At 74.3% G+C, this 24,244-nt stretch carries 26 protein-coding genes, 3 tRNA genes and 1 riboswitch; of the genes, 16 read left to right on the top strand and 13 right to left on the bottom strand.

The genetic code is table 11. The annotated features are described in order from the left end of the window. Window positions 1-9 precede the first annotated feature (9 nt). The 4 genes from LPU61_RS18625 to LPU61_RS18640 all read right to left on the bottom strand — a co-directional run bounded on the left by LPU61_RS18625 (window position 10) and on the right by LPU61_RS18640 (window position 3,438). Window positions 10-351, bottom strand: a complete 342-nt coding sequence (locus LPU61_RS18625; protein ID WP_229405630.1) for a hypothetical protein — start codon at window positions 349-351, stop codon at window positions 10-12. Between the two features lie 73 nt (window positions 352-424). Beyond that, window positions 425-1,069: a 5,6-dimethylbenzimidazole synthase gene (bluB, locus tag LPU61_RS18630; RefSeq protein WP_229405631.1), complete on the bottom strand. Its 645-nt coding sequence runs from the start codon at window positions 1,067-1,069 to the stop codon at window positions 425-427. 34 nt (window positions 1,070-1,103) lie between these two features. After that, window positions 1,104-1,303: riboswitch (cobalamin riboswitch) on the bottom strand. Between the two features lie 17 nt (window positions 1,304-1,320). Continuing rightward, window positions 1,321-2,298 carry a helix-turn-helix domain-containing protein gene (locus tag LPU61_RS18635; protein ID WP_229405632.1) on the bottom strand — a complete coding sequence of 326 codons (978 nt, stop codon included), beginning with the start codon at window positions 2,296-2,298 and terminating at the stop codon, window positions 1,321-1,323. A gap of 108 nt (window positions 2,299-2,406) precedes the next feature. Beyond that, a complete protein-coding gene (locus LPU61_RS18640; protein WP_229405633.1) occupies window positions 2,407-3,438 on the bottom strand; it encodes an AraC family transcriptional regulator in 1,032 nt (343 codons plus the stop codon). 287 nt (window positions 3,439-3,725) lie between these two features. Here LPU61_RS18640 and LPU61_RS18645 point away from each other — a divergent pair, with 287 nt between their 5' ends. Continuing rightward, window positions 3,726-4,487, top strand: a complete 762-nt coding sequence (locus tag LPU61_RS18645; RefSeq protein WP_043961247.1) for a crotonase/enoyl-CoA hydratase family protein — start codon at window positions 3,726-3,728, stop codon at window positions 4,485-4,487. Between the two features lie 15 nt (window positions 4,488-4,502). Here LPU61_RS18645 and LPU61_RS18650 read toward each other — a convergent pair whose 3' ends face one another. Continuing rightward, window positions 4,503-5,951 (bottom strand): NAD(P)/FAD-dependent oxidoreductase, encoded by a 1,449-nt coding sequence (locus tag LPU61_RS18650; protein WP_229405634.1) that lies wholly within the window; start codon window positions 5,949-5,951, stop codon window positions 4,503-4,505. 158 nt (window positions 5,952-6,109) lie between these two features. On the opposite strand from LPU61_RS18650, the gene LPU61_RS18655 reads away from it, so the two are divergent. Beyond that, window positions 6,110-7,210: a serine hydrolase gene (locus LPU61_RS18655; protein WP_229405635.1), complete on the top strand. Its 1,101-nt coding sequence runs from the start codon at window positions 6,110-6,112 to the stop codon at window positions 7,208-7,210. A gap of 58 nt (window positions 7,211-7,268) precedes the next feature. On the opposite strand, the gene LPU61_RS18660 is transcribed toward LPU61_RS18655, so the two are convergent. Together LPU61_RS18660 and LPU61_RS18665 are read right to left on the bottom strand one after the other, a co-directional pair. Beyond that, window positions 7,269-8,531: a deoxyribodipyrimidine photo-lyase gene (locus LPU61_RS18660; protein ID WP_043961244.1), complete on the bottom strand. Its 1,263-nt coding sequence runs from the start codon at window positions 8,529-8,531 to the stop codon at window positions 7,269-7,271. Beyond that, window positions 8,528-9,451, bottom strand: a complete 924-nt coding sequence (locus tag LPU61_RS18665) for a phytoene/squalene synthase family protein (RefSeq protein ID WP_043961243.1) — start codon at window positions 9,449-9,451, stop codon at window positions 8,528-8,530. The genes LPU61_RS18660 and LPU61_RS18665 overlap by 4 nt, the downstream gene beginning before the upstream one ends. Window positions 9,452-9,515: 64 nt before the next feature. On the opposite strand from LPU61_RS18665, the gene LPU61_RS18670 reads away from it, so the two are divergent. From LPU61_RS18670 to LPU61_RS18715, 10 genes are all read left to right on the top strand, one after another. Beyond that, window positions 9,516-10,670: a polyprenyl synthetase family protein gene (locus LPU61_RS18670; protein WP_043961242.1), complete on the top strand. Its 1,155-nt coding sequence runs from the start codon at window positions 9,516-9,518 to the stop codon at window positions 10,668-10,670. Window positions 10,671-10,698: 28 nt separating this feature from the next. Further along, window positions 10,699-12,180 carry a phytoene desaturase family protein gene (gene crtI / locus LPU61_RS18675; RefSeq protein ID WP_043961241.1) on the top strand — a complete coding sequence of 494 codons (1,482 nt, stop codon included), beginning with the start codon at window positions 10,699-10,701 and terminating at the stop codon, window positions 12,178-12,180. A gap of 25 nt (window positions 12,181-12,205) precedes the next feature. After that, window positions 12,206-12,832, top strand: a complete 627-nt coding sequence (idi, locus tag LPU61_RS18680; protein WP_229405636.1) for an isopentenyl-diphosphate Delta-isomerase — start codon at window positions 12,206-12,208, stop codon at window positions 12,830-12,832. Then, on the top strand, window positions 12,822-13,781 hold the full coding sequence (locus LPU61_RS18685; protein WP_043961239.1) for a MerR family transcriptional regulator: 960 nt from the start codon (window positions 12,822-12,824) through the stop codon (window positions 13,779-13,781). Before idi ends, LPU61_RS18685 begins: the two co-directional genes overlap by 11 nt. Before the next feature lie 72 nt (window positions 13,782-13,853). Further along, window positions 13,854-14,651: a polysaccharide deacetylase family protein gene (locus LPU61_RS18690; RefSeq protein WP_043961238.1), complete on the top strand. Its 798-nt coding sequence runs from the start codon at window positions 13,854-13,856 to the stop codon at window positions 14,649-14,651. Window positions 14,652-14,805: 154 nt separating this feature from the next. Further along, window positions 14,806-14,878 (top strand) — tRNA-Glu (locus tag LPU61_RS18695). A 40-nt stretch (window positions 14,879-14,918) separates the two neighbouring features. Then, a tRNA-Asp gene (locus LPU61_RS18700) sits at window positions 14,919-14,992 on the top strand. A gap of 103 nt (window positions 14,993-15,095) precedes the next feature. Further along, a tRNA-Phe gene (locus LPU61_RS18705) sits at window positions 15,096-15,169 on the top strand. Window positions 15,170-15,911: 742 nt separating this feature from the next. Beyond that, a complete protein-coding gene (locus LPU61_RS18710; protein WP_043961237.1) occupies window positions 15,912-16,370 on the top strand; it encodes a hypothetical protein in 459 nt (152 codons plus the stop codon). Between the two features lie 368 nt (window positions 16,371-16,738). Further along, window positions 16,739-17,257 (top strand): SRPBCC family protein, encoded by a 519-nt coding sequence (locus tag LPU61_RS18715; protein ID WP_043961236.1) that lies wholly within the window; start codon window positions 16,739-16,741, stop codon window positions 17,255-17,257. Between the two features lie 45 nt (window positions 17,258-17,302). Here LPU61_RS18715 and LPU61_RS18720 read toward each other — a convergent pair whose 3' ends face one another. Beyond that, the gene (locus tag LPU61_RS18720; protein ID WP_043961235.1) at window positions 17,303-18,010 is read right to left on the bottom strand and encodes a DUF2786 domain-containing protein; all 708 of its coding nucleotides are present in this window, start codon (window positions 18,008-18,010) and stop codon (window positions 17,303-17,305) included. 124 nt (window positions 18,011-18,134) lie between these two features. Between LPU61_RS18720 and LPU61_RS18725 the strand changes: the two genes are divergently transcribed. Beyond that, window positions 18,135-18,569, top strand: coding sequence for a hypothetical protein (locus LPU61_RS18725; RefSeq protein WP_043961234.1), 435 nt, complete (start codon window positions 18,135-18,137; stop codon window positions 18,567-18,569). A gap of 42 nt (window positions 18,570-18,611) precedes the next feature. Here the strand turns inward: LPU61_RS18725 and LPU61_RS18730 are convergent, their stop codons facing one another. Next, entirely contained in the window at window positions 18,612-19,001 is a 390-nt protein-coding gene (locus LPU61_RS18730) for a hypothetical protein (RefSeq protein ID WP_043961233.1), read from the bottom strand. 169 nt (window positions 19,002-19,170) lie between these two features. Here LPU61_RS18730 and LPU61_RS18735 point away from each other — a divergent pair, with 169 nt between their 5' ends. Further along, complete coding sequence (locus tag LPU61_RS18735) at window positions 19,171-20,514, top strand: ABC transporter substrate-binding protein (RefSeq protein ID WP_043961232.1); 1,344 nt, start codon at window positions 19,171-19,173, stop codon at window positions 20,512-20,514. 66 nt (window positions 20,515-20,580) lie between these two features. On the opposite strand, the gene LPU61_RS18740 is transcribed toward LPU61_RS18735, so the two are convergent. Together LPU61_RS18740 and LPU61_RS18745 are read right to left on the bottom strand one after the other, a co-directional pair. After that, window positions 20,581-21,324, bottom strand: a complete 744-nt coding sequence (locus LPU61_RS18740) for an enoyl-CoA hydratase/isomerase family protein (protein ID WP_229405637.1) — start codon at window positions 21,322-21,324, stop codon at window positions 20,581-20,583. Continuing rightward, window positions 21,321-22,178 (bottom strand): 3-hydroxyacyl-CoA dehydrogenase family protein, encoded by an 858-nt coding sequence (locus tag LPU61_RS18745; protein ID WP_043961230.1) that lies wholly within the window; start codon window positions 22,176-22,178, stop codon window positions 21,321-21,323. The genes LPU61_RS18740 and LPU61_RS18745 overlap by 4 nt, the downstream gene beginning before the upstream one ends. A 161-nt stretch (window positions 22,179-22,339) precedes the next feature. Here LPU61_RS18745 and LPU61_RS18750 point away from each other — a divergent pair, with 161 nt between their 5' ends. Further along, a complete protein-coding gene (locus LPU61_RS18750) occupies window positions 22,340-22,627 on the top strand; it encodes a hypothetical protein (RefSeq protein WP_043961229.1) in 288 nt (95 codons plus the stop codon). Between the two features lie 59 nt (window positions 22,628-22,686). Here the strand turns inward: LPU61_RS18750 and LPU61_RS18755 are convergent, their stop codons facing one another. Next, a complete protein-coding gene (locus LPU61_RS18755) occupies window positions 22,687-23,466 on the bottom strand; it encodes a bifunctional 2-polyprenyl-6-hydroxyphenol methylase/3-demethylubiquinol 3-O-methyltransferase UbiG (RefSeq protein ID WP_229405638.1) in 780 nt (259 codons plus the stop codon). Between the two features lie 53 nt (window positions 23,467-23,519). Between LPU61_RS18755 and LPU61_RS18760 the strand changes: the two genes are divergently transcribed. Continuing rightward, on the top strand, window positions 23,520-23,930 hold the full coding sequence (locus LPU61_RS18760; protein ID WP_043961227.1) for a PPOX class F420-dependent oxidoreductase: 411 nt from the start codon (window positions 23,520-23,522) through the stop codon (window positions 23,928-23,930). Window positions 23,931-24,003: 73 nt separating this feature from the next. Here the strand turns inward: LPU61_RS18760 and LPU61_RS18765 are convergent, their stop codons facing one another. Then, on the bottom strand, window positions 24,004-24,213 hold the full coding sequence (locus tag LPU61_RS18765) for a BldC family transcriptional regulator (RefSeq protein WP_007073996.1): 210 nt from the start codon (window positions 24,211-24,213) through the stop codon (window positions 24,004-24,006). Between the last annotated feature and the right edge of the window lie 31 nt (window positions 24,214-24,244).

Consider the following 24,244-nt stretch of genomic DNA (forward strand, 5'->3'; position numbering starts at 1 on the left):
CGGGGCCGGCTACAGCCAGGGGCCGCTGCGGCAGATGAACTGGGTGGTGCCGCTGTACTGGGTCGTGCTGCCGTCGAAGTAGCTGTAGCTGGCACGCACCGGGTGGCCGAGGTTGCTGGCCGGGCAGGTGGCGAAGAGGGTCGACCCGGCGGTCGTGAAGGTGCCGACGCTGCCGGAGTACCAGGTGATGCTCCAGGTCGTCGTGCCGGCGCTGCTGGCGTCGCAGTAGAACTGCGACGCGCCGGACTCGCAGAAGGGTGCCGGGGCGGCGGCGAGGGCCGGGGTGGCACCGGCGGCGAGGCCCAGGACGGCGAAGACGGACGCGGCCAGGACCTTGACGGTGGTACGCATGGAACTCCTCCCAACGTAGCTAAGTGATGACTCAGCGCTACGCCAGCCTAGCCGCCACATAGACGTACCTGAATTAGCTGTTCGGTCGGTCGGTCACCCGTTGCGGCCAGCGGTCGTGGTGCACCGCCTCGGCGAGGGGCCGGCGTCGCCGCCACCCGTGCCGCTCCAGGTCGGGCACGGTCTCCAGGTGCGTGACCGGCCCGACGCAGAGCCAGGCCACCGGCCGGATGCCGGCCGGCACGCCCAGCAGTTCGGCGAGGAACGGCTCCCGGTAGAAGGAGACCCACCCGACGCCCAGCCCCTCGGCGGTCGCGGCGAGCCAGAGGTTCTGGATGGCCAGGCAGACCGAGTAGAGGCCGGCGTCGGCGATGGAGTGCCGCCCGAGCACGGCCGGGCCGCCGCGCTCCGGGTCGTACGTGACGACGATCGACAGCGTCGACTCCAGCACCCCGTCGATCTTGATACGCGCGAACCGCTCGGCCGCCGCGCCGTCCAGGGTGGCGGCGAACGTGGCCCGCTCGGCCTGCACGTGCCGGTAGAACCGGCGGCGGACGGCGGCGTCCCGGACCAGGACGAAGTCCCACGGCTGCGAGTAGCCGACGCTGGGCGCGGCGTGCGCGGCGTCGAGGATCCGGTGCAGGGCGTCGGCCGGCACCGGCTCCCCGGTGAACTGGGCCCGGACGTCCCGGCGGCGGTGGATGGCGTCGTAGAGTTCCACAGGCAGGCTCCCGCTGCGCTCGGCCCACCCAGCGGGTGGGCGGTCGACGCGAGGCCGGTCTTCGGACTCCCGGATCGACGCCTGCCCGTCCGCCTTCCCAGCCGCACGGCCAGTGGCTGCGCTCCTCGCGCGTGGACGGTGGCTCCCCGGTCACCGCGGCGGGCCCGTGCCGGATTCACACCGGCTTCCCGATTCTCCCCGCACCCGCGGGGCACCTCGCATGATCGTGCCGCCGGCGATGCTAACCCGCGTCAGCGGTGCAGCGTCCGGCCGGGCAGTTCCCCGTACGTGGTGAGGTAGCGGGCGGCGAAGCGGCGCGGGTCGGCGAATCCCCAGCGCGCGGCGGTCGCGGCCACGGAGGTGCCGTCGCCGGGCGTGGCCCGGGACAGTTCCTGGCGGGCCAGGTCGAGTCGCACCCGGCGCAGGTAGGCCAGGGGGGTCGTGCCGAGCTGACTGCGGAACGCGAGCTGCACCGCGCGGGGGGTGGTGCCGGCGGCGCGGGCGATGTCGACGAGGCCGATGTCGGTCCCCGCGGTGGACTCGATGAAGGCGATCGCCCGGCGCAGGGTCCCCGCGTGGGCGTCGGCCCGGTCGCACGGCCGGTCCTCCCGGAGGGCGTTGCTGGGAAACGCGGCGAGCGTCGCCGCGGCGAGCAGGCGGCCGAGGCCACCGAGCACGAGCGGGGACGCGCCCGGCGCGCCGCCGGCGGCCATGACCGACTCCGCGTACCGGACGGTCTGCCGCCACCGCCACTCCGCGTCGGCGCGGATCGGCCGGAAGCTGACGAACCGCAGGGGTGCCAGCGGCCGGTCCGGATCGGCGCGGGCGACCTGGTCGATCAGCGAGAGGTCCAGCAGGACGCAGGTCACGTCCAGGTCGCTGGACCACGAGGAGCCGGGCAGGTCGGGCTGGTACAGCACGGCGATCTCGCCGGGGCCGACCAGCTCGTCGACGCCGTCGCAGCGGCGCCCGAAGCACCCCCGGCGGGGGGCGGCGAGCAGGACGTAACCGAGTGGTTCCGCGTTCACCCGCAGGTCGAGGGCGATGCTGATGTCGTCGATGCAGAACGCCCCGGCGTTCCACCGGTCGTGGCGGAGCGGAAGCCCGGTCGGCACGGCGGCCAGCCGCACGCTGCGGCCGTACGCGGTCTCGTAGACGTGCGCCGCCTCTGCCGGGTCGCTGGTCGAGAACCGGGTGAGCGCGGGCGGGACGTGACTACCCGAAGTCACCAATTCACCCCCCTGGGTCACGAGGGAGCCTAGCTACCCGGCCCGGGTGGACAGTGCAACGGCACGCCGGAGCGCCACCTCCCAGGCCCGAGGGGTTCTCGCGCCCGGTCAGCTCCGCAGCGTCTGGCTGGGCGGCCGCCCGTAGGCCCGGCGGTACTCGGTGGCGAACCGGCCCAGGTGGGCGAAGCCCCACCGAGCGGCGACGGCGGCCACGGTGAGGCCCGCGCCGGGCTCGGCGGCCTGGAGTTCGGTGTGCACCCGTTCCAGGCGTACCTGTCGCAGGTAGCGCGTCGGGGTGGTGTCGAGGTACTTGCGGAAGGCCTGCTGGAGCGCCCGCGCGCCCAGCCCGGCCGCGACCGCCACGTCGGTCACGGTCAGGGTCTGGTCCGCGTACTGCTCGATGTAGGCGACGGCACGACGGACCGCGGCCGGCGCGACGGCCCCCGCGCCGCGCGACGGCGCCTCGGTCATCGTCGTGTTGGGGAACGTCGCCAGCGCGACGGCCACCAGCAGGCCCGTCGCCTCCGCCTGCACCAGCGCGTTGGCCCCGAACGCGGCGCCCGGCAGCGCCACCTGGGTGAGATAGCGCGTGGTGTTGCGCCAGAGCTGCGCGGCGGACGGGGACACCGGCGACAGCCCCTGGAACCGCAGGTCGACCGGCGCGAGGCCACACCGCTCCTGCGCCACCCGCCGCACGTCGGCGAGGGGGATCTCCACGGCGACGACCTCCATGTCGCGGTGCAGGATCGCCCTGGTCCGCCGGGGCGGCACGAGCAGCAGGTCACCGGCTCCGGCCATCACCTCCCCGGCCCCGACGTCGACCCCCCAGCCACCGGAGAGCACCTCCGCCACCCCGACGACGTCCCGGGTGGACACGTCGTTGTCCGCGTTCATCGGATAGCGCACCCGGGCCACGCTGGCCGAGCCGAAACGCGCGTGGGCGGCCCGGAAGACGACCCCACCGCGGCGGTCGAACGCGCGTAATCGGTGTTCCGGATAGGCCGCCAGCAGCCAGCGGTGCGCCTCGTCCGGATCGTCCGTGACGAGCCGCGACCACGACCCGGGCGGGTCGGCGGATGCCTCGTCGCCGCAGTCGACCCGCTTCGTCGCGGACGGCCCCGCCCCGGTACGTCCTGTCACGGCATCTCCCCGCATCACGGCGGCGGTGGCGCCCAACGGCGTCCCTCACCCTCACCTCACCCGGGGCCCACGGCGACGGGCGACGGGCACCGCACGAGTTCGCGTCGACACGTTCGGTGGCCCTTCAGCGCGCATTCTGGCGGCCGACAGAGGACGAGAGAAGCCGCCACGGGCCGGGCTGTCCGCCGTGCGAAGCCGATGTACGGAGTACGAACACCGGTGGCCGTCCGGCAGGGTGGCTACGCCCGCGCTGGTGCGTCGGCGTCCGGGCAGGGCATGCTGTCCCGATGGGGGTACGGGTCGAGCACGCCGCCGCGGTGACCACGGTGATCCTGGACCGGCCGGCGTCCCGCAACGCCGTCGACGGTCCCACCGCCCGGGCCCTGGCCGACGCGTTCCGCGCCTTCGAGGCCGACCCGGCGGCGGCGGTGGCCGTGCTGTGGGGGGCCGGCGGCACGTTCTGCGCCGGGGCGGACCTCAAGGCGATCGGCACGCCGAGCGGCAACCGGGTCGAGCCGGACGGCGACGGCCCGATGGGCCCGACGCGGCTGCGGCTGTCCAAGCCGGTGATCGCCGCGATCTCCGGGTACGCCGTGGCCGGCGGGCTGGAGCTGGCGCTCTGGTGCGACCTGCGGGTCGCCGAGTCCGACGCGGTGCTCGGCGTGTTCTGCCGGCGCTGGGGCGTGCCACTGGTCGACGGCGGCACCGTCCGCCTGCCGAGGCTGATCGGCGAGAGCCGGGCGCTGGACCTGATCCTCACGGGCCGGCCGGTCCCGGCCGAGGAGGCGTACGCGATGGGGTTGGTGAACCGGCTGGTCGCGCCGGGTGCGGCCCGCGCGGAGGCCGAGCGTCTGGCCGCCGAGATCGCCCGGCACCCGCAGGCGTGCCTGCGCAACGACCGGGCGGCGGTGCTGGCCGGCGCGAACCTGCCCGAGCCGGACGCCCTCGCGGTGGAGCTGGCCTACGGCGCGGCGTCCCTCGCGGCCGACGCGACGGCGGGGGCGGCGCGCTTCGCGGCCGGTGCGGGCCGCCACGGCGCCCCCGCCTGAGGGGGTGCCGGCCGGCTAGCTCAGGTCGCGCAGGGCGGTCTCGATGGCGCGGTGGAACGTCGGGTACGCGTAGATCATGTGCCGGAGCCGGCTCAGCGGCACCTCCGCGTGCACCGCCACCACCAGGCCCGACAGCACCTCGCCGCCGGCCGGGCCGACCGAGGTGGCCCCGACCAGCACCCCCCGGTCGGCGTCCGCGACCAGCTTGACGAACCCGTCGCCCCGGTGGATCCAGCCCCGGGTGGACGAGTCGAGCCGGCTCACCCCGACCTGCACGTTGATGCCCCGCTCGCGGGCCTGCCGTTCGGTGAGCCCGACCGCGCCGATCTCGGGGTCGGTGAACGTGACCCGGGGCAGCGCCCGGTAGTCGGCGTGCGGCACCCCGCCGGCGATCCCGGTGCCCTCCGTGTGCGCCGCGCCGCCGACCGCGCTGGCGGCACCGCTCGCGTCCGCGCCGGCCCGCGCCCGCCGGACGTGGTCGAGCACGTCGGCGACCACGATGGCCGCCTGGTACATGGCGATGTGGGTGAACGCGCCCTCCCCGGTCAGGTCGCCGACGCCCCAGATCCCGTCGGCGACGCGCATCCGGTCGTCCACGGCGAGGAACCGCTGGCCCGGGTCGACGCCGACGGTGTCGAGGCCCAGCTCGTCGAGGTGCGCCCGGCGGCCGGTGACCACGAGCAGCCGCTCGGCGGTGAACTCGGCCCCGCCCACCGCCCGCAGGGTGAACGCCCGCCCGTCGTGGTCGACCCGCTCCGCGCGTACCTCGGTGGCGATCCGCACCCCGTCGGCGCGCAGGGCGGCGGCGGCCACCTCGGAGGACTCGGGCTCCTCGACGGCGAGCACCCGGCCCGACGCCTCCAGCACGGTCACCTCGACGCCGAACCGGGCGAAGACCTGGGCCAGCTCCAGCCCGATCGCGCCGCCGCCGAGCACCAGCAGGCTGCCCGGCAGCTCCTCGACCTCGATGGCCTGCTGGTTCGTCCAGTACGGCGTGTCGGCCAGCCCGGGCAGCGGCGGCACGAAGGGCCGGGTGCCGGTGCCGAGCACGATGCCGTGCCGGGCCCGGAAGACCCGGTCGCCGACGCGCACCCGACCGGGGCCGTCGAGCGCCCCGCTGCCCCGCACGAACCGGCCGCCCTTGCCGGTGAACCGCTCCACGGCGACCCGGTCGTCCCAGTTGTCGGTCGCCTCCTCGCGGATCCGCTTCGCCACCGGGGCCCAGTCGGGGCGTACGTCGGCCTCGCCCGCGAACTCGGCGACCCGCCGGGCCTCGGCGACCGCGTTCGCCGCCCGGATCATCATCTTGCTCGGGATGCACCCCCAGTACGGGCACTCGCCGCCGACCAGCCGCCGCTCGATGCCGACGACGCTCAGGCCGGCCTCGGCGAGCCGGCCGGCCACCTCCTCGCCGCCGACCCCGAGCCCGAGCACGACCACGTCCACCAGTTCCGGTTCCGCCATCGGACCAGCATTCCGCACCGGAGGACCGTGGGCCACCGCGAGGTGCAGTTCCGGTGCTGCGGGCCGTCGCCGCCTCCCGGAAGCCCAGCGCTGGCCGCCCTCGCCCGCCTCCCGGAATTCCCGCGCCCCGGGGCTCGCCGGGCCCCTACCGTGGCCGGATGCGCGCACGCTTCGCCCCCGTCCGGGACTGCTTCCACGACCTGTTCGCCGCCGGCCGGGAGACCGGGGCCGGCCTCGCCATCTGGTACGACGGCACGCCGGTCGTCGACCTCGTCGCCGGTTCCCGGGCCGCCGTCCCGCCCGGCCGATCGGTGCCGCCGGCCGGGGGCGGCGACCCGTGGCGGCCGGACACCCTGGTCAACGTCTACTCGGTGGGCAAGCCGGTGGCCGCGCTCTGCCTGCTCCTGCTCGTCGACCGGGGGCGGCTCGACCTGGACGACCCGGTCGCCGACCACTGGCCGGGGTTCCGCGCGCCGGCCACGGTCCGCCAGGTGCTCAGCCACACGGCCGGGCTGCCGGCGTTCCCGGTGCCCCGGCCGGCCGACGTGATCGCGGACTGGGACCTGCTCTGCGCCGACCTGGCCGCCGCCGAGCCGCGATGGACGCCGGGGACCGTCGCGGGCGAGCACGCCTGGACGTACGGGCACCTCGTGGGCGAGCTGGTGCGGCGGGTGGACGGGCGGTCGGTGGGCCGGTTCCTGGCCGAGGAGATCGCCGGCCCGTGGCGGCTCGACCTGGGCTTCGGGCTCGGCGCGGCCGACCGGCGGCGGTGCGCCGACCTGTCGTACGCCGATCCGGGCTGGCCGGTCCGCACGCTCGGCGAGCCGGGGTCCCTGCGGGCGGCGGCGCTGGGCAACCCGGCGGGCGGCCTGGACGTGGCGGTGCTGAACGGCCCGCTGTGGCGGGGCGCGCAGGTGCCGGCGGTGAACCTGCACGCCACGGCCGCCGGGCTGGCCCGCTGCTATGCCGGCCTGCTCGCCGGGGGCACCCTGGACGGGGTGCGGCTGTTCAGCCCGGAGCTGGTCGCCGAGGCGACCCGGGCCCAGTACGACGGGCCGGACCTGGTGCTCGACCGCCGGGCGTGCTGGACGCTGGGCATGCAGCGGGAGCCGGACGGCAGCTGGGGCATGGGCGGGATCGGCGGCAGCAGCGCCTGGGCCGACCCGGGGCGGGGCTACGTGTTCGCGTACGCGACCGCGCGGCTGGCCGACCACGACCGCGTCGACGAGCTGGTCGAGGCCCTGCACTCCTGCCTCTGAGCGCGCTGCCGCGCCGGGGCCCGGTTGTCAGGAGGGGTCCCTTGTGCACCAGAATGCGTTAACCAGGGGCCCCTCCTTTCACCCAGCGGCGGACGTACGCGCCGTCGGGGTCGAAGCGGCCCGCCTGGCGCACCGGGTTGAACCCCCGGTGCGGCCGGCTGTCGTTGCCGGTGCCCGCCACCCACTGCCAGTTGCCGGCGTTGTTGGCCACGTCGCCGTCGAGCAGCCAGCGGGAGAAGACCGCCACCCCTTCGCGCCAGTCCAGCCCGAGCACCTTGGTCAGGTAGCCGGCCGTGATCAGCCGGGCCCGGTTGTGCATCCAGCCCTCGGCGCGCAGCTGCCGCATCCCGGCGTCGACGATCGGCAGGCCGGTACGCCCCCGCGCCCAGGCGTCGAGCGCCTCGGGGTCGTGCCGCCAGTCCTCGGTGGCCCCCCGCCGGTACGCCTTCGTGGCGATCTCGGGGAACGCGGCGGTGACCTGGTGGTAGAAGTCCCGCCAGCAGAGCTGCCGGACGAACGGGCCGAACCGCGCGCCGCCCGGATCGCCGGCCCGCTCACCCGCCCGGTTCGCCAGCTCCAGCGGCGACAGGCAGCCGAAGCGCAGGTACGGGCTGAGCCGCGAGGTCGCGTCGCCGGCCAGGTCGTCGTGGATGTCGCCGTACCGGTCGACGGTGGGCAGCCACTGCGCGAGGCGGCTGCGGGCGGCGGCCTCCCCGCCCGGCACGGCGTGCGGCGACTCCCCCTTCGGCAGGGCGGGCAGCTCCCCGACCGGCAGGCCGTCGGGCGACGCCCCGGACGTCAGCCGCTCGGGCAGTCGTACCCGGTCGGGCGGGGCCGACTCCTCCCGCCACAGCGCCCCCTGCCAGGCCCGGAAGTAGGGGGTGAACACCCGGTAGTGGTCGCCGCCGGCCGGGCGCACCGCGCCGGGGTCGACGATCGTGAGGCCGGGGAAGAGTCGCAGGTGCAGGCGGTGCCGCTCGCACTCGGCGCGCAGCCGGCGCTCCCGCGTGCGGGCGTACCGGCTGACGTCGGCGGAGAGGCCGATCCCCTCGGCGCCCACCTCGCCGGCCAGCCGGATCGTCTCGGCCACCGGGTCGCCGTGCCGGATCACCAGGTCGCCGCCGCGTTCCCGCAGCGCGTCGCGCAGGGCGGCGAGGCTCTGGTGCAGGAAGCGCGTCCGGTTGGGCGAGCGGCCGGCGAGCGCCGGGTCGAGCACGTAGAGCGGGACGACCCGGTCGAAGGCGGCGCAGGCCGTGGCCAGCGCCGGGTGGTCGTGCACCCGCAGGTCGCGGGTGAACAACACGATCGCGGTACGCGTCATCGGCCGGCGGGCGTCAGGGCCGGGCCGGGGACCACGACGGGGGTGCCGGCGGGGGTGAGCAGGGCCCGCCCCGCCACCGCCATCCGCCGCCGCCGGGGCACCAGCGCCCGCCGGGTGAACACGTCGTAGTCCTGGGCGGCGACCTCGTCGAGGATGCCGCCGTAGAGGGCGTACGCGGTGCGCATGCACGCCTGGGAGGCAGGCGCGAGCAGGGTCACGCCCGGCGCGGCGGCCTCGTAGTGCGTCTGGGCGCGGCTCACCTCGTACTCGATGAGGTCGCGGATCCTCGGGGTGGCCCGGCCCCGGGCGGCGGCGGCGAACAGGTCGTCGCGGGTGACGTCGAACTTGGCGAGGTCCTCGTCGGGCAGGTACGTCCGGCCGCGCGCCAGGTCCTCGGCGACGTCCCGGATGAAGTTGGTGAGCTGGAAGGCGAGGCCGAGCTGCCGGGCGGGCTCGCGGGCGGCGGCGGGGTCGGAGCTGCCGAGGATCGGCAGCATCATGGTGCCGATGACGGCGGCCGAGCCCTCCATGTAGTCGAGCAGGTCGTCGTAGGTGGGGTAGGCGGTGACGGTCAGGTCCATCGCCATGCTGCGCAGGAACGACGCGAAGTCGGCCCGGTCCAGGTCGAAGACGGCGATGGTGTGCAGCACGGCGGGCAGCAGCGGGTCGTCGACCTGGGCCCCGCCCAGCCCGGCCAGGAAGCGGGCCGACCAGTCGTCGAGCCGGGCGGCCCGCTCGGCGGGTGGCAGGTCCTCGGTGCGGTCGACGATCTCGTCGGCGTACCGGGTGAATCCGTACAAGGCGTGAACGTGCCGCCGTTTCCAAGCGGGGAGCAGGCGGGTGGCGAGATAGTAGGTGCGGCCGTGACGTCTGTGCAGCTCGCGGCAGCGGTCATAGGCAGCGGTGAGGTCGACGTCCACCGGCCCTCCTCGGATTCGACGCAGCAATCGACGCAACTCGTAACCCTAGGGTACGCTCGCCGACATGGCCAACGACGCAGTTGCGGGTAATGCGCTCCGCGTCGCGCCGGCACAGCCGGAAGCGACGGACGATCCGGTCCGCGGCGTACTGGCCGCGTTCACGAATGACCTGGTCAAGGGGGTCGACGACACTCTCGCGGGGTTCCTCGCCGCCGAGGTCTCCACGCTCGCCGAAATCGACTCGGCGATGGGCGAATTCGCCGCGACGGCGCGCGACTGCGTGCTGGCCGGCGGCAAGCGGGTGCGCCCCACCTTCGCGTACTGGGGCTGGCGAGGGGTCGCCGGTGGGGACGAGCCGCTGCCGGCGGTGCTGCCGGCGCTCGCGGCCCTGGAGCTGCTGCACACGTTCGCCCTCGTGCACGACGACGTGATGGACGCCTCCGACACCCGGCGCGGCCGGCCCACGGCGCACCGGTCCGCCGCCGCCCGGCACGTCGCCGCCGGGCACACCGGCGACCCGGACCGGTTCGGCGAGGCGGTCGCCGTGCTCGTCGGCGACCTCTGCATGGTCTGGGCCGACCGGCTGCTCGGGCACGCCACCGTGCCGCCGGCCCGGCTGCTCGACGTCCGGCGCTGCTACGACCAGATGCGCGTCGAAACGGTCGCCGGGCAGTACCTCGACGTCCTGGGCGAGAACGACGCGGCCAACTGGTCGCTGGACCGGGCCCTGCGGGTCGCCCGCTACAAGACCGCCAGCTACACCGTCCAGCGTCCGCTGCTGTTCGGCGCGACCCTGGCCGGCGCCGACGCCGACGGGCCGCTGACCGCCGCGTACACGCGCTACGGCCTGGCCGTCGGCGAGGCGTTCCAGCTCCGCGACGACCTGCTCGGCGTCTACGGCGACCCGGCGACCACCGGCAAGCCGGCCGGCGACGACCTGCGCACCGGCAAGCCGACCGCCCTGCTGATGCTCGCCCGGCAGCTCGCCACCGCGAACCAGCGCCGGGCGCTGGAGCGGGCCGGCCGGGTCGCCGCCGCCCGCGAGGTGGCCCGGCTCGCCGAGCTGGTCGCCGACACCGGCGCGGTCGCCCGGGTCGAACGGATGATCTCCGACCGGGTCGCCGACGCGCTGGCCGCGCTCGACACCGCGTCGATCGACGAGACCGCGCGCACCGCGCTGACGGGCCTCGCCACCGCCGCCACCGCGCGGCGGGCATGATGGGCAACTTCGTGAGGGAGGTGGTCGCGTGCGCACCGTGACCGGACGTACGGACCGGGTGGTGGTCGTCGGGGCGGGACTCGGCGGGCTGGCCTGCGCGCTGCACCTGGCCGGCAGCGGGCGGCAGGTGACCGTGCTCGAACGCGAGGCGGTGCCGGGCGGCCGGGCCGGCCGGCTCGGCGTCGACGGCTACGAGTTCGACACCGGCCCCACCGTGCTCACCATGCCCGACCTGATCGCCGAGGCGCTCGGGGCGGTCGGCGAGGAGCTGGGCGACTGGGTCGAGCTGATGCCGCTGGACCCGGCGTACCGGGCGTACTACCCGGACGGCTCGACGCTGGACGTCATCACCGACACCACCCGGATGGCCGCCGAGATCGCCTCGGTCTGCGGGCCCCGGGAGGCCGACGGCTACCTGCGCTTCGTCGACTACGCCCGCGAGCTGTGGCGGCTCGAGCGGGCCGACTTCATCGAACGCAACCTCGACGCCCCCACCGACCTGCTCACCGGCAACCTGCTGAAGCTGCTGGCCGGCGGCGCGTTCCGCCGGCTCCAAACGAAGATCGAGCAGTTCTTCCGCGACCCGCGCACCCAGCGGATCTTCTCCTTCCAGGCCATGTACGCCGGGCTCGCCCCGCACGACGCGCTGGCCATCTACGCCGTCATCGCGTACCTCGACTCGGTGGCCGGGGTCTACTTCCCGCGCGGCGGCATCCACGCGGTCTCCCGGGGGATGGCCGGCGCGGCCGAGAAGCACGGCGTGCAGATCCGCTACGGCACCACGGTCGCCCGGGTGGAGACCGCGAACGGCCGGGCGACCGGGGTGGTCACCGCCGACGGCGAGTTCGTCGGAGCCGACGTGGTGGTGCTCAACCCGGACCTTCCGGTCGCCTACCGGGACCTGCTCCCGCCGACCAGGCGACGCCGGTTGACCTACTCGCCGTCGTGCGTGGTGCTGCACGTCGGCTCGCGGCAGGGCTATGAGAAAATCGCCCACCACAACATCCACTTCGGACGATCCTGGAAGGGCACGTTCGACGAGGTGATCCGGCGGGGGGAGCTGATGACCGACCCGTCCCTGCTGGTCACCAACCCCAGTCGCACCGACCCGGCGGTCGCCCCGGCCGGCGGGCACACGTACTACGTGCTCGCCCCGGTGCCGAACCTCGACCGGGCCCCGTTCGAGTGGCGCGGCGACCTCACCCGCCGGTACACCGACCAGCTCGTCGGGACGCTGGAGGAGCGCGGGTACGTCGGTTTCGGCGCCGGCATCGAGGTGCTGCGCGCGGTCACCCCGGCCGAGTGGGCCGAGCAGGGCATGGCCGCCGGCACCCCGTTCGCGTCCGCGCACAGCCTCTTCCAGACCGGCCCGTTCCGCCCGTCGAACCTGCACCGCACGCTCGACAACGTGGTGTTCGTCGGCTCCGGCACCCAGCCCGGCGTCGGCGTGCCCATGGTCCTGATCTCCGGCAAGCTGGCCGCCGCCCGCGTGACGGGCGACGGCCGGTGAGCGCCCGAGTAGTGGGAGGTGTGCGGTGAGCGTGCGTGAGGAACACCTGGTCGAGCTGGTCGACGACGACGGCCGGGCGCAGGGCGAGGCGACGGTGTCCGCCGCCCACCAGCCGCCCGGCCGGCTGCACCGGGCCTTCTCCGTGCTGCTCGTCGCCCCGGACGGCCGGGTGCTGCTGCAGCGCCGGGCCGCCGTGAAGACCCGGTTCCCGCTGCGCTGGGCCAACTCCTGCTGCGGCCATCCCGCGCCGGGCGAGTCGCTGGTGACCGCTGCGAACCGCCGGCTGGGCGAGGAGCTGGGCGTCGGGCCCGTCGAGCTGACCGAGGCCGGCGTGTACGTCTACTACGCCGAGGACCCGGCCACCGGTCGGGTCGAGTTCGAGTACGACCACGTGCTGCGCGCCGACGTCCCGGCCGACCTGCCCGTGCGGCCTGACCCGGCCGAGGTGGCCGAGCTGCGCTGGGTCGACCCGGCGACGCTGGAGGCCGACCTCGACGTCGACCCCCGGGCGTACGCCCCCTGGCTGGGTGGGGTGGTGAACCGCCTGCTACGCCCGTCCCGGCCGGCGGGCACCGCCGGCCCCGACGCGACCCCGGCCGGTCCCCCGGCGGACGAGGTGAACGAGGCGGCGGAGCGGTCGGGTGGGCGATGAGGCGTTGAGCGCGGGGGCCGTGGCGCGCCGCCTGGGCGTCGCGGTCACCACGCTGCGCACCTGGCACCAGCGATACGGCCTGGGCCCCAGCCAGCACCTGCCGGGCCACCACCGGCGGTACACGCCGGCCGATCTCGCGCGCCTGGAGATCATGCGCAAGCTCACCGCCGAGGGGGTCACCCCGGCCGAGGCGGCCCGCTGGGCCCGGCAGGTGCCCGCCACGGGACCGGGCGGCGCGCCGTCCGCCGTCGTCGCCAACCGGATCCGGCCGGGCGGCGGGCGCGACGGCGGCGGGCAGACCATCCCGGTCGGCCGGGCCGGGCCGGCGGCCCGAGGGCTGGCCCGGGCCGCCATGCGGCTGGACTCGGTGGCGATCGGGGAGACGATCGCGCACGCCCTGGCCACCGACGGAGTCGTCGGCACCTGGGAGGGGCTGCTGCGCCCGGTGCTCGTCGGCATCGGCGAGCGGCACGCCGCCACGGCCGGCCTCATCGAGGTGGAGCACCTGGTATCGCGGTGCGTCTCGGAGGCGTTCGCGGCCGTCGCCCGCGCCTCCTCGGCCCCCGGCCCCGCCCGCATCCTGCTCTCCTGCGCCGACGAGGAGCAGCACACCCTGCCGCTGGAGGCGCTCGCCGCCGCGCTGGCCGAGGCCGGCGTCGCGTACCGGATGCTCGGTGCCCGGGTGCCGGCGGCGGCCCTGGTCGAGGCGGTCAACCGCACCGGCCCGGCGGCCGTGGTGGTCTGGTCGCACATCCGGGCCACCGCCGATCCGGCCCAGCTCACCGCGCTGCTGGCCAGCCCGCGCCGCCCGCTGCTGGTGCTGGCCGCCGGCCCCGGCTGGCGGGCCGACTCGCTGCCGGCCGGGGTGGTCCGGCCGGTCGACCTGGCCGAGGCGGTCTCGCTCGCCCTGGCCGTGCGGGACTCCCTGGACCAGTCGACGGGGGACTGACCGCCCTGCCACCGTTCGCGTTTCGTCCACTACGGTCGAGTGGCCCACGGCCCCCGACCCCTCGGAGTGACGATGAGCGCACGGAGAGTTCTCGTGCTCGGCCTCTGCCTTGCGTTGTTCCTTGCCGGCTGCGGCGAGCGGACGACCGACCGGCGCCCGGGAGCCGCCGCCTCCCCGGCGACACCCACCGCGCCCCCGGCGGAGCCGACGCCCAAGCCGACCGTCGCCCCCAAGCCGACCCGCACCACCCCACCCCCGCTGCGCCCGCGCCCCACCAAGCTCCCGTCCGGGCTGCGCCGGACCACGGGCGGCAAGGCGGTGGCGTTGACCTTCGACGACGGGCCCGACCCGGCCTGGACGCCGAAGATCCTCGACCAGCTCAAGGCAGCCGGGGCGAAGGCCACCTTCTGCGTGGTCGGCACGCAGGTGCGCAAGCACCCGCAACTGGTCGCCCGGATCGCCCGCGAGGGGCACCAGCTCTGCAACCACAGCTGGCGGCACGACATCGACCTCGGCCGGCGGCCGGTCGCCGAGATCCGCGCCGACCTGACGCGCACCAACCGCGCCATCCGGGCGGCCGCGCCCGACGCCAAGGTGACCCTCTACCGGCAGCCGGGCGGGCGGTGGACCCCGGAGGTGGTGACGGTGGCGAAGCAGCTCGGCATGCGATCGCTGCACTGGGCCGTCGACCCGCAGGACTGGGCGAAGCCCACCGCCCCGACGATCAGGAAGCGGGTCATGGGCGCGACGAAGCCGGGCTCGATCGTGCTGATGCACGACGGGGGCGGCAACCGGGCCGCCACGGTCGCCGCCTGCGCCCACCTCATCGGCGACCTGAAGCGGCGCTACGGGCTCACCCGGATCGGCTAGACCGCCCATGACCTGCAGGTTTACGGCTGGATGTGCCACCGGCCATACCGATTTGTTTCGTGGGCCGACCGTCACGTATGCTTTCGAAGCCTCCGGCGGGGCCGGATGGGAGCAAGTCCGCTAGAAGTTGCGAGTGTGCAATGATGGCGGGGCCGCCCTCATCGTCTAGCGGCCCAGGACGCCGCCCTTTCAAGGCGGTAGCACGGGTTCGAATCCCGTTGGGGGCACGACCGGCGCAAGCCGGAGCAACACCGGTAACACCAGCAAGGTCCTGTGGAGCAGTCGGAGTGCTCGCCGCCCTGTCAAGGCGGAGGTCGCGGGTTCAAGTCCCGTCAGGACCGCAAGCGCTGACGCCGCGCGTAAGATGCGCGGCGTTCTGCGTATCGGAGCAGGTGCCCTGCCGGCGGCGATCCCGCCACTTGGGTACGATGAGCCGAGCAGCACGGCCAGGTAGCTCAGTTGGTACGAGCGTCCGACTGAAAATCGGAAGGTCGGCGGTTCGACCCCGCCCCTGGCCACATAGCCTTTCGCCGGGCTACAGAGGTCCCCACCAGCGGAAACGCAGGTGGGGATCTTGCTTATGTGGCCTGGGTCGCAGCGATCAACGCTGTCCGTGGTTGACCGCTGGGCACCCATGATCACCGCCGCTAGTTGCACGTAGGTTGCACGCCAAGTTCACCCCCGCATGCGCGGGGAACACGGCGGTTCGCCCGACCTGGGCGCGTTGCAGACGAGTTCACCCCCGCATGCGCGGGGAACACACTTCCCGGCCTGGACCGCTAAAGATCAACAGAACCGATTTCATTCACTTGCCCGCCCAAGATCCTTCCCGCCCGTGCCGCCCTGGTTGCTGGCGACAAGGTACCGCTGACTCGCGGTGACGTGGGACGGGTCCGGCGTGGGCGCAACGTGGGTCGGGGCGGGGCCGGGGTGACCGACGGACCCCGGGGCGTGCGGTCCGGCGGGGCGTGGCTGGGTTGATCGACTTCATGTCGGCGACATGGCGGCATCAACGCGCCGGGATACCCCCACCTGCCCGACATCCCGTCACCCCTGCACCGGAATGGGTGGATTGTCCGGCCCGGCGGGGTGTTGAACGTGATGCTGGTTCGCCGCTTCTCTGGCCTGCACAACAGCGCCTTCCGCCCGGACCGGTCAGTCTCGCGATCCGCGACGCTGACCGTGAGCGGGGCCAAGGTCGCGCCCCCCAGTGTCACCTACACGGCTTCCTCGTCATCCTTCACGAAGGTATAGGCAACGATGAGCGAAACTCGGTCCGACGAAGAGCTGTTCGAACAGGCTGACGAGCTGATTCGGCAGTTGGAGTTGGTCAGCGTCACCTTCGACCGAGCCGCTGGTGAGATCAGAAACCGGTCGGCGCCTGACATTCCGAGCGGTCAAGATGTGCCTACGCACGTAACCCTGATGCTGGCGCATCGCTTCGACGAAGAAGGTCTCACCTTCAAGCACGACGCCAAGGTTGCCATTGGTGGCAGCGACGAGGACGCGGATGATGCGGCTGCAATCGTAGAAGCATCCATAGTTGTTCAGTTCAGGGCTGAATCGCCTCTCGTGCCCGACCATGAGCGCGCGCTGGCCTTGGGACAGACCCACAGTCACCGAGTCATGTACCCCTACCTCCGGGAGCTCGTGCAGAGCATGCTTGCCCGATTGGGAGTTTCAGGCGCAACCTTGGGCCTGTTCAAAGCCGTGGGATAGCTCGCGGATTCCACGCCGAGTGGTTCGGGATGAGGAGGGCCGATGACGATGGACCCGTACGTTCAGGCACTCCACGACGCGCTGCGCAGCGAGCACGAGGACTGGATCGCGGAGGTCCAGCGCTGGGCGGACGAAGCCGCCGCCCGCCGGTGACCACGAGCGGCGTCACCTCGCCCACGTCGAACGACTCCGGGCGATGCCCTACCCCTGGGAGTCCGTACAAGCAGCATGAGTCGCTGCGGCGCGAGGCAGCAAGGCGTGGCGTCACGACCACTCGGCGCTACTGTCCGACATCCGGGCGCAACGGGTCCGCAAGCCGGCACTTTGCAAGCTGCACTCCAGGACACCAGCCGGTATGGTCCGGGCCTATGGGACAGGAGATCGACGGTCCGACAGCCGTCCGGCAGGACGTCGCACGATACTCGCTGCGCAGCAGCCTCCTCGTTCCCGCCTCCGCCGAACGGGCCTTCGCGGTCTTCACCGGTGCCCTCACCGACTGGTGGGTGCCGGAATACACCTGGTCCGGGCCGGCCGAGCTGGTCGAGCTGGGCGTCGAGCCGCACGCCGGCGGCATGCTCTACGAGATCGGCCCGCACGGCTTCCGCGCCGACTGGGGCCGGGTGCTCACCTGGGATCCGCCCCGCCGCCTGGTGTTCGTCTGGCAGATCGGGCCCGACCGGGTTCCCGTCCCCGACCCGGCGCGGGCCAGCGAGGTGGAGGTGCTGTTCCTCCCCGAGGGCCCGGAGTGGACCCGGGTGGAGGTCGAGCACCGGCACTTCGACCGGCACGGCGCGGCCGCCGAGGGGTACCGGGAGGCCCTCACGGCCGGCTGGCACGAGCTGCTGACCCGCTATCTCTCCTGTGTCCTGCACCCCCACGACAGCTGACGACCTGCGGCAACGGCGTCAACCCCACAGCGGCCCGCGCGACGGTCAGCGGGTGAGGCCCCGTGCCGGCCGGGCTGCTGGGGTCACCCCCCGGCCGCCGAGGTCCGCACGTCGACCCGCCGCCGCGCCCGAGCCGAAGCCGGTGCCGGCGAGCCGCCTCGGCGCGGCCGTGCGCAGCCGGGGATAGACCTCGGCGACCCGACGCTGGACCCGGTCCGAGCGGTCGGCCAGCACGAGCGCGACCGAGGGGCCGCCCGAGTCGGCGACCGCGTCGGCCTCCGCCGCCGCCAGTCGCGCGCCGACCACCTGGGCGAACCCGGCGAGCCAGGACCGCCGGAACGCGGCCGGGTGCTCGCCCGCCGGTACCCCGGCGGCGGCCAGCCCGTGCGCGGCCTGCACCAGCAGCGAGGTGAAGAGCAGGTCGACCCGTTCCAGGTCGCTGGCGAAGCCGAACAGGTGCATCGCGAAGCCGTCGCCGTGCCGGCGGCGCACGCAGCGGCAGCGCAGCGGGTCGGCGACGGCCGCGAGCAGGCCGGCCTTGTCCCGGGCGTACGGGGCGACGACCTCGACCACCCGGTCGCCGACCGGGTCGGTGGTCGGGTCGCGGGCCGCCAGCAGGGCCCGGTCCACGCCGTAGCGGGCGATCAGCTCGGTCGCCTTGGCGGTGAAGGCGGCCGACTCCTCGGGCGTGCAGGCCGGGTCCTCGGCCTTCGCCAGCAGCTTGCGCACCTTGGCGAGCATGGCCTGCGACATGCCACCAGAGCTATCACACCGGCCCCGCCACGGCCGGGCCGACGCCGGGAAGATCGACCAGTATCATCGTCCCGGTCGGTCGGCCGTCCCACCCGGACGGTCAACAAACCCGTTGGAGGCACCCATGTCGTCCCCGGTCGTCCGCCTGCTGTCCACCTCGACGGCCGCGGCCGTGTCGGCGCTCGCCCTCGCCGCCCCCGCCGTCGCCGCTCCCGCCCAGCCGCTGGTCGCCGGCAACCTCGCCGGCACGTACGCCACCTGCTACGGCGGCGCCGTGCGCTCGTACTTCCAGACCGGTAGCTGGGGCGGCGAGGCCGGCACCTACCGGACCACCAGCCGCTGCGCGGACGTCAACGTCCGCAACGACAGCAGCTTCGGCACCCAGGCGTGCGTGGTCTTCGTCGACAAGACCAACAACTGCAACTACTGGACCTATCTCCCCGCGAAGTCGGGGTGGACGACGGTGGCCACCAACGTCCGCGACGGGGTGAACTTCCGGGTGCGCTTCCAGAACCTGCGCTACGAGTACGAGCCGCTGATCGCGTACCACGCGTTCTGACCGGCGACGCCCGACGCCCGGCCCCCGGGTCGGGGTCGGGCGTCAGCCGGCCCGGCTGCGCAGGGTCGCCACCGTCGAGCCGGCGAGGGTGAGCAGGCAGTCCGGCAGCAGGCCGTCGGCGACCGCCGCGCCGAAGAGCGCCTCCCCCGTGTCGGCGTCGGCGTTGGCGTACGCGCTGACGAAACGCGCCACCCAGCGGGTGTCGTAGCCTGCCTCGTCGATGCCGGGGAAGTCCAGCGCCGCGCCGCCGGGGGCGGGCACGTCCCCGACCATGGTGGCCGCGAGGCACCAGGCCACCCCGTACGCTCCGGCGAGGCCGGCCCGGTCGACCACCTTGTCGAAGGTGCCCACCACCGCGTCGCCGTCGCCGGCGAGGGCGGAGTGGAGCACGGCGGTCGCGTCGTCCAGCGTCTGCTGCGGTACGTCCGTCACCCGCCGAACTGTACGTCCGGTGGTCAAGCGGTGACCACCCGAGAGCGCGCGCCCCGTGACCGTCCGTGCGTCGCCGGGGCTAGCTGGGGTTCGACCCTCCTCCACGGTCCCGCCGATCAGCCAGGCACGCTAATGTGCGCAGCGGACCTTTCCCGGAGGAAGGACGACCATGCTCGTATCACCCGGCTCGCGCGTCGCCGCCCTGGCGGCGTGCGGGGCGCTGCTCCTCGCCGGCGCCGGCTGCGGCGCCGACAAGTCCGAGGAGGCGACCACCACCCCACAGGTCCGCCTCTACGGCAGCGACGGCAACATGACCAACGCGTACGCTGCGGAATTCAAGGAGCGCGCCGACCTGCTCGACGGCATGAAGGGCACGACCCCGCTCACGCCGTTGCCGGAGGCCTTCAAGAACCGGCTCCGCGCCATCGACCCGAAGCTGGGGGACTATCTCTACTCCGCCGAGTCGTACGACGCCGTCGTGATCAGCGCCCTGGCCGCGCAGTTGGCCGGCAGCACCGATCCGGCCGCGATCGCCAAGCAGATCGTCGGCGTCACCAACAACGGCGAGCGGTGCGAGAAGCCGGCGGACTGCCTGCGGCTGGCGCGGAACGGGCGGGACATCGAGTACCGGGGTGTTTCGCTCAACCGGGCCGGGTTCACCGACGCCGGTGAGCCGGCCACCGCCAGCTACGCCACCCTGACCTTCGGCGAGGAGAAGCTCGACGACGGCAAGACCGAGTTCGTCGGCGCCGGCGACGAGTCGGCGGCGAGCACCAAGAACCCGCCCCGGCCGCACCGGCAGGGCGGCGGCAAGGCCCCCTCGGCGCCCCTGGTCCTCGGCGGCCTGCTGCCGCGCACCGGCGACCTGGCCATCGCGTACCCGCCGCTGGCCGCCGGGGCCGCGCTCGCCCTCAAGGAGATCAACGCCGCGGGCGGCGTGCTCGGCGAGGACGTGCGCTGGGTCGACGGGGATGACGGCACCAATCCTGCCGTGGCGAAGGAGACGGTGGAGAAGCACATCGCCGACGGCGTGCACGTCATCATCGGCGCGGGCGCGTCGGGCATCTCCCGGGCCGTCCTGCCGGACGTGGTGGCCGCCGGCCTGGTGCTCTTCTCGCCGTCCAACACCGATGCCGGGCTGACCTCGGTCGAGGACAAGGGGCTCTACTTCCGCACCGCCCCGCCGGACAGCCTTCAGGGGCGGGCGCTGGCCGACGTGATCCTGCGCGACGGGCCGCACCGGATCGCCCTGGTCGCCCGGAAGGACTCGTACGGCGAGGGCCTCCAGGAGAACGTCCGCGCCGAGCTGGAGCGGGCCGGCATCGACGGCGACCGGGTGAAGCTGCTGACGTACGAGCCGCCGGCCGACGCGAAGGCCCCGCCGCTGGACTTCACCGCGGGGGCCCGCGAGATCAAGGAGTACGGCGCGGACGCCGTGCTGGTCATCGGCTTCGGCGAGTCCGCGCAGGTGATCCGGGCGCTGGCCGACTCCGGGGTGCAGATCCGGCACTGAACCGACCTGGTCCGAGCGGCGGCCGCCCACGATCCTCGCGGGGCGGCCGCCGACTCGCGGCTCGCGTCAGCGGTCCCGGCGGCGCTCCAGGAAATCGGTCATCCGCCGCCGCTTCTCCTCGTCCTCGAACAGCACCGCCTGGCTGACCAGGTCGAGGTGCGGGTGGGCAGCCGGGGGCGCGTCCACGGCCAGCTTGGTCAGCCGCAGCGCCAGCGCGGACCCCTTCGCCATCTCGTCGAGCAGCCCGTGTGCGGTGGGCAGCAGCTCGGCCGGATCGTCGACCACCCGGTTGACCAGGCCGATCCGCAGCGCCTCGGCGGCGTCCACCCGGCGGCCGGTGAAGAGCAGTTCCTTGGCGAGGGCCTCGCCGACGAGCGCCGGCAGCCGGTGGGTCGCCCCCGCGCCGGCCAGGATGCCCAACCGCACCTCGGGCTGCCCGAACACGGCGCGGGCCGTGCACACCCGCAGGTCGCACGCGTACGCCAGCTCGGCCCCGCCGCCCAGCGCCGGCCCGTCCACGGCGGCGACGGTGGGCATCGGCAACGCCCGGACCCGGGCGAACGCCGCCGAGTTGATCGCGGCGAGCGCGTCGAGCCGGCCACGCTCGCGGAGCTGGCCGATGTCCGCCCCGCCCGCGAAGATCCCCTCGGTGCCGCCGGTGAGCAGCAGCAGCCGGGGCCGGGCCTCCAGCTCGGCGCAGACGGCGTGCAGCTCGGCGACCAGATCGGCGTCGATCGCGTTGCGCTTCTCCGGCCGGTCGAGCGTCACCACGAGCCGGTCGGGGCGCTCTTCGACGCGCAGCCCGCTCATCGCCTGCCGCCCTCGTCCCAGTGGTAGAAGCCCTGCCCGGACTTCCGGCCCAGCTTCCCCTCGGCGACCATCTTCTCCAGCAGCGGCGGCGGCGCGAACCGGTCCCCGTACGCGGCCTGGAGGGTGCGGGCGATGTCGAGCCGGACGTCCAGCCCCACCAGGTCGGTCAGCTCCAGCGGGCCGACCGGGTGCCGGTAGCCGAGCACCATGGCCTTGTCGATGTCGGCGGGGCTGGCCACCCCGTCGGCGACCATCCGGATCGCCTCCAGGCCCAGGGTCACCCCGAGCCGGGAGGTGGCGAAGCCGGGCATGTCGCGTACGACGACGGGGTCCTTGCCCAGCCGGCCGGCGAGCGCGACGGCCGCCGCGGTGGTCTCGTCGGCGGTGGCCGGGCCCACCACGACCTCCAGCAGCGCCATGGCCCAGACGGGGTTGAAGAAGTGCAGGCCGAGGAAGCGCTCGGGCCGGTCCAGTCCGGCGGCCAGCTCGGCGATGGCGATGCTGGACGTGTTGCTGCCGAGCAGCGCGGGGCGCAGGGCGGCTGCGTCGCGCAGCACCGCCCGCTTGAGGTCGAGCCGCTCGGGGACGGCCTCCACCACCACGTCCGGCTCGGGCGCGACCTCGCCGAGGGACGGCCGCAGCGTCAACCGTTCCCGGTTGGCCGCCGCCGCGTCGGCGGTGAGCTTCCCGCGCTGCACCGCCCGCTCCCACAGCTCGCCCAGCCGCGCCCCGGCGGCGGTGGCCCGGCCCGGGTCGACCTCCACCAGCTCGACGCGGTATCCCGCGCCGGCCGCCACGTAGGCGATGCCGAGGCCCATCGTGCCGGCCCCGACGACGACGAACCGACCGCTCATGACGTCTCCTCGCTCCGCCCGGCGCACGGGGTCTCCGCCGCACCGGGGCGCTCGCTGCACTGGCTCATGGGTGCGACCCTATGCAGCACCGCCACCCGGCGGATGCGTGGGGGCGCGTCGATCCGGGTAAAGACGGCCGTCAACCGAGGGAAGGACCCGACATGAGCCAGGCACCGGAGAGTGTGGAGACCAACGAGACCGTGGAGACCCGGGGCGACGAGCGGGTCGACCTGCTCCGCGCGGACACCAACAACGACGGGAAGACCGACGTCTGGGTGGTCGACACTGACGGTGACGGCCGGGCCGACCTGTTCCAGTTCGACACCGACGGCGACGGCAAGGTGGACATCACGATGGTCGACCTCGACGAGGACGGCACCCCCGACGAGGTCGTCGACGGCGACGGCGGCCTCCCGCCGGAACAGCTCCCCCCGACCGTCCAGGTCTGAGGTGTGAGGAGGGGCCCCTTGTCAACGCTTTCTGTTGTGCAGGGGCCCCTGCACACACCTCAGCCCGTGAGCGTCAGCGTCGCCAGGTAGTACGGGGCGTCCCGGTCGTCCACGTCGGCCAGCCGCCACGGGGTGCCGCGTACGAGGTCGGCCAGCTCGGCCACGGAGCAGACCAGGTAGTCGAACCACTCGGTGCCCAGCTCGCGGTACCGCAGGCGCAGCCGAAGCTGGCCGCCGAGCCGGCCGAGCCGCCGGTTGCGCTCGTGATAGCCGGTGTGCACCGGGTCGCTGGTGCCGTACGGGTCGGTGCCGTGGGCGATGACCTGCGCTCCGGGCCGGGCGAGCGCGGCCAGCGCGGCGAGGAACGCCGGTGCCCGGTCCCGCCCCTCGATCAGGCCGAGGTTGTTGCCGAGCAGCAGGAAGGTGTCGTACCGCCGGCCGTCGGCGGCGTGCTCGTCGACCGTGCCGTGCACCAGGTCGCGTACGCCGCGCCGCCGGCACACCTTCAGCGCACCGAGCGAGGTGTCCAGCCCGGTCACGGGCACGCCGCGCTCCTGGAGCAGCAGCGCGATCCGGCCGGCGCCGACGCCGACGTCCAGCGTCTCGCCGCGCACCCGGTCCACGGCCCGGTGGTCGTACGGCTGCCAGTCCTCGGGCCCGGCCAGGTAGTGGGCGGCGGGGGCGCCGTTGATCAGGCCGTCGTCCCGCTCGATGACCTCGATGACCGGGCGGGGCAGGCGTCCCCCGGCCAGCGGCCGGGCACCGACTCCGCTCTGCACGGCGAGCGCGTCCCGCAGCAGCTCGCCGAAGACGTCGCCGATCCTGGGTTCCCCGGTCACATGGTTCACGCTATCCCCGCTGCCTGGTGTCCGCTCGGTCGTATCCTGGCGGCGTGACCACCTTGGACCGGCTGGGCGCCGAGAAGTACGTGCTGTTGACCACGTTCCGCAAGGACGGGCGGGCGGTGCCCACGCCGGTGTGGGTGGTCCGCGACGGTGACGCGCTCGCCGCGTGGACCGTCGCCGACTCGGGCAAGGTGAAACGGATCCGGCGCAGCGGCGAGGTCACGGTCGCCCCGTGCGACGTGCGGGGCCGCCCGCACGGTGCGGCGGTGCCCGGCCGGGCGGTCATCTGCGATCCGGCGCAGACCCGCCGGATCCGCGAGTTGCTGAAGCAGAAGTATCGGCTGGTGGGCCGCCTCAGCCTGCTGGGCAGCCGGCTGCGCCGGGGCGAGGGCGGCACGGTGGGCATCCGGGTGGCCCTCACCGAGGGAGCCGCGCCCGGGGACGAGGGGGCCCGGTGACGGGGGCCGGACACGGATCAGGGGCGGCAGAATCGCTCTGCCACCCCTGATCCGTACGTCTGAAGGAACTGTCTCAGTCCCCCTGGCGTTGCTGGGGGATCTGCCCCTGCAGCAGGGCGCGAACCTCCGACTCGCGGTAACGGCGGTGGCCGCCCAGGGTGCGGATGGCGCTGAGCTTGCCAGCCTTGGCCCACCGGGTCACCGTCTTCGGGTCGACACGGAACATCGACGCCACCTCGGCCGGTGTGAGCAGCGGCTCCGGTTCGTGCGTTCGCGATGCCATATCGGTCACTCCTCCACAGGTATAGACATCG

The sequence above is a fragment of the Micromonospora sp. NBRC 110038 genome (genome assembly GCF_020884815.1).
GTDB lineage: Bacteria > Actinomycetota > Actinomycetes > Mycobacteriales > Micromonosporaceae > Micromonospora > Micromonospora haikouensis.

Bases quoted from the DNA above. Each gene is read 5' to 3' on its own strand.
- LPU61_RS18735 (WP_043961232.1), top strand. From the start codon at position 19,171: ATGCTCGTATCACCCGGCTCGCGCGTCGCCGCCCTGGCGGCGTGCGGG.
- LPU61_RS18725 (WP_043961234.1), top strand. From the start codon at position 18,135: ATGTCGTCCCCGGTCGTCCGCCTGCTGTCCACCTCGACGGCCGCGGCC.
- LPU61_RS18750 (WP_043961229.1), top strand. From the start codon at position 22,340: ATGAGCCAGGCACCGGAGAGTGTGGAGACCAACGAGACCGTGGAGACC.
- LPU61_RS18655 (WP_229405635.1), top strand. From the start codon at position 6,110: ATGCGCGCACGCTTCGCCCCCGTCCGGGACTGCTTCCACGACCTGTTC.
- LPU61_RS18650 (WP_229405634.1), bottom strand. From the start codon at position 5,951: ATGGCGGAACCGGAACTGGTGGACGTGGTCGTGCTCGGGCTCGGGGTC.
- LPU61_RS18710 (WP_043961237.1), top strand. From the start codon at position 15,912: ATGAGCGAAACTCGGTCCGACGAAGAGCTGTTCGAACAGGCTGACGAG.
- LPU61_RS18690 (WP_043961238.1), top strand. From the start codon at position 13,854: ATGAGCGCACGGAGAGTTCTCGTGCTCGGCCTCTGCCTTGCGTTGTTC.
- LPU61_RS18660 (WP_043961244.1), bottom strand. From the start codon at position 8,531: ATGACGCGTACCGCGATCGTGTTGTTCACCCGCGACCTGCGGGTGCAC.
- LPU61_RS18645 (WP_043961247.1), top strand. From the start codon at position 3,726: ATGGGGGTACGGGTCGAGCACGCCGCCGCGGTGACCACGGTGATCCTG.
- LPU61_RS18765 (WP_007073996.1), bottom strand. From the start codon at position 24,213: ATGGCATCGCGAACGCACGAACCGGAGCCGCTGCTCACACCGGCCGAG.
- LPU61_RS18670 (WP_043961242.1), top strand. From the start codon at position 9,516: ATGGCCAACGACGCAGTTGCGGGTAATGCGCTCCGCGTCGCGCCGGCA.
- LPU61_RS18740 (WP_229405637.1), bottom strand. From the start codon at position 21,324: ATGAGCGGGCTGCGCGTCGAAGAGCGCCCCGACCGGCTCGTGGTGACG.
- LPU61_RS18745 (WP_043961230.1), bottom strand. From the start codon at position 22,178: ATGAGCGGTCGGTTCGTCGTCGTCGGGGCCGGCACGATGGGCCTCGGC.
- LPU61_RS18715 (WP_043961236.1), top strand. From the start codon at position 16,739: ATGGGACAGGAGATCGACGGTCCGACAGCCGTCCGGCAGGACGTCGCA.
- LPU61_RS18625 (WP_229405630.1), bottom strand. From the start codon at position 351: ATGCGTACCACCGTCAAGGTCCTGGCCGCGTCCGTCTTCGCCGTCCTG.
- LPU61_RS18720 (WP_043961235.1), bottom strand. From the start codon at position 18,010: ATGTCGCAGGCCATGCTCGCCAAGGTGCGCAAGCTGCTGGCGAAGGCC.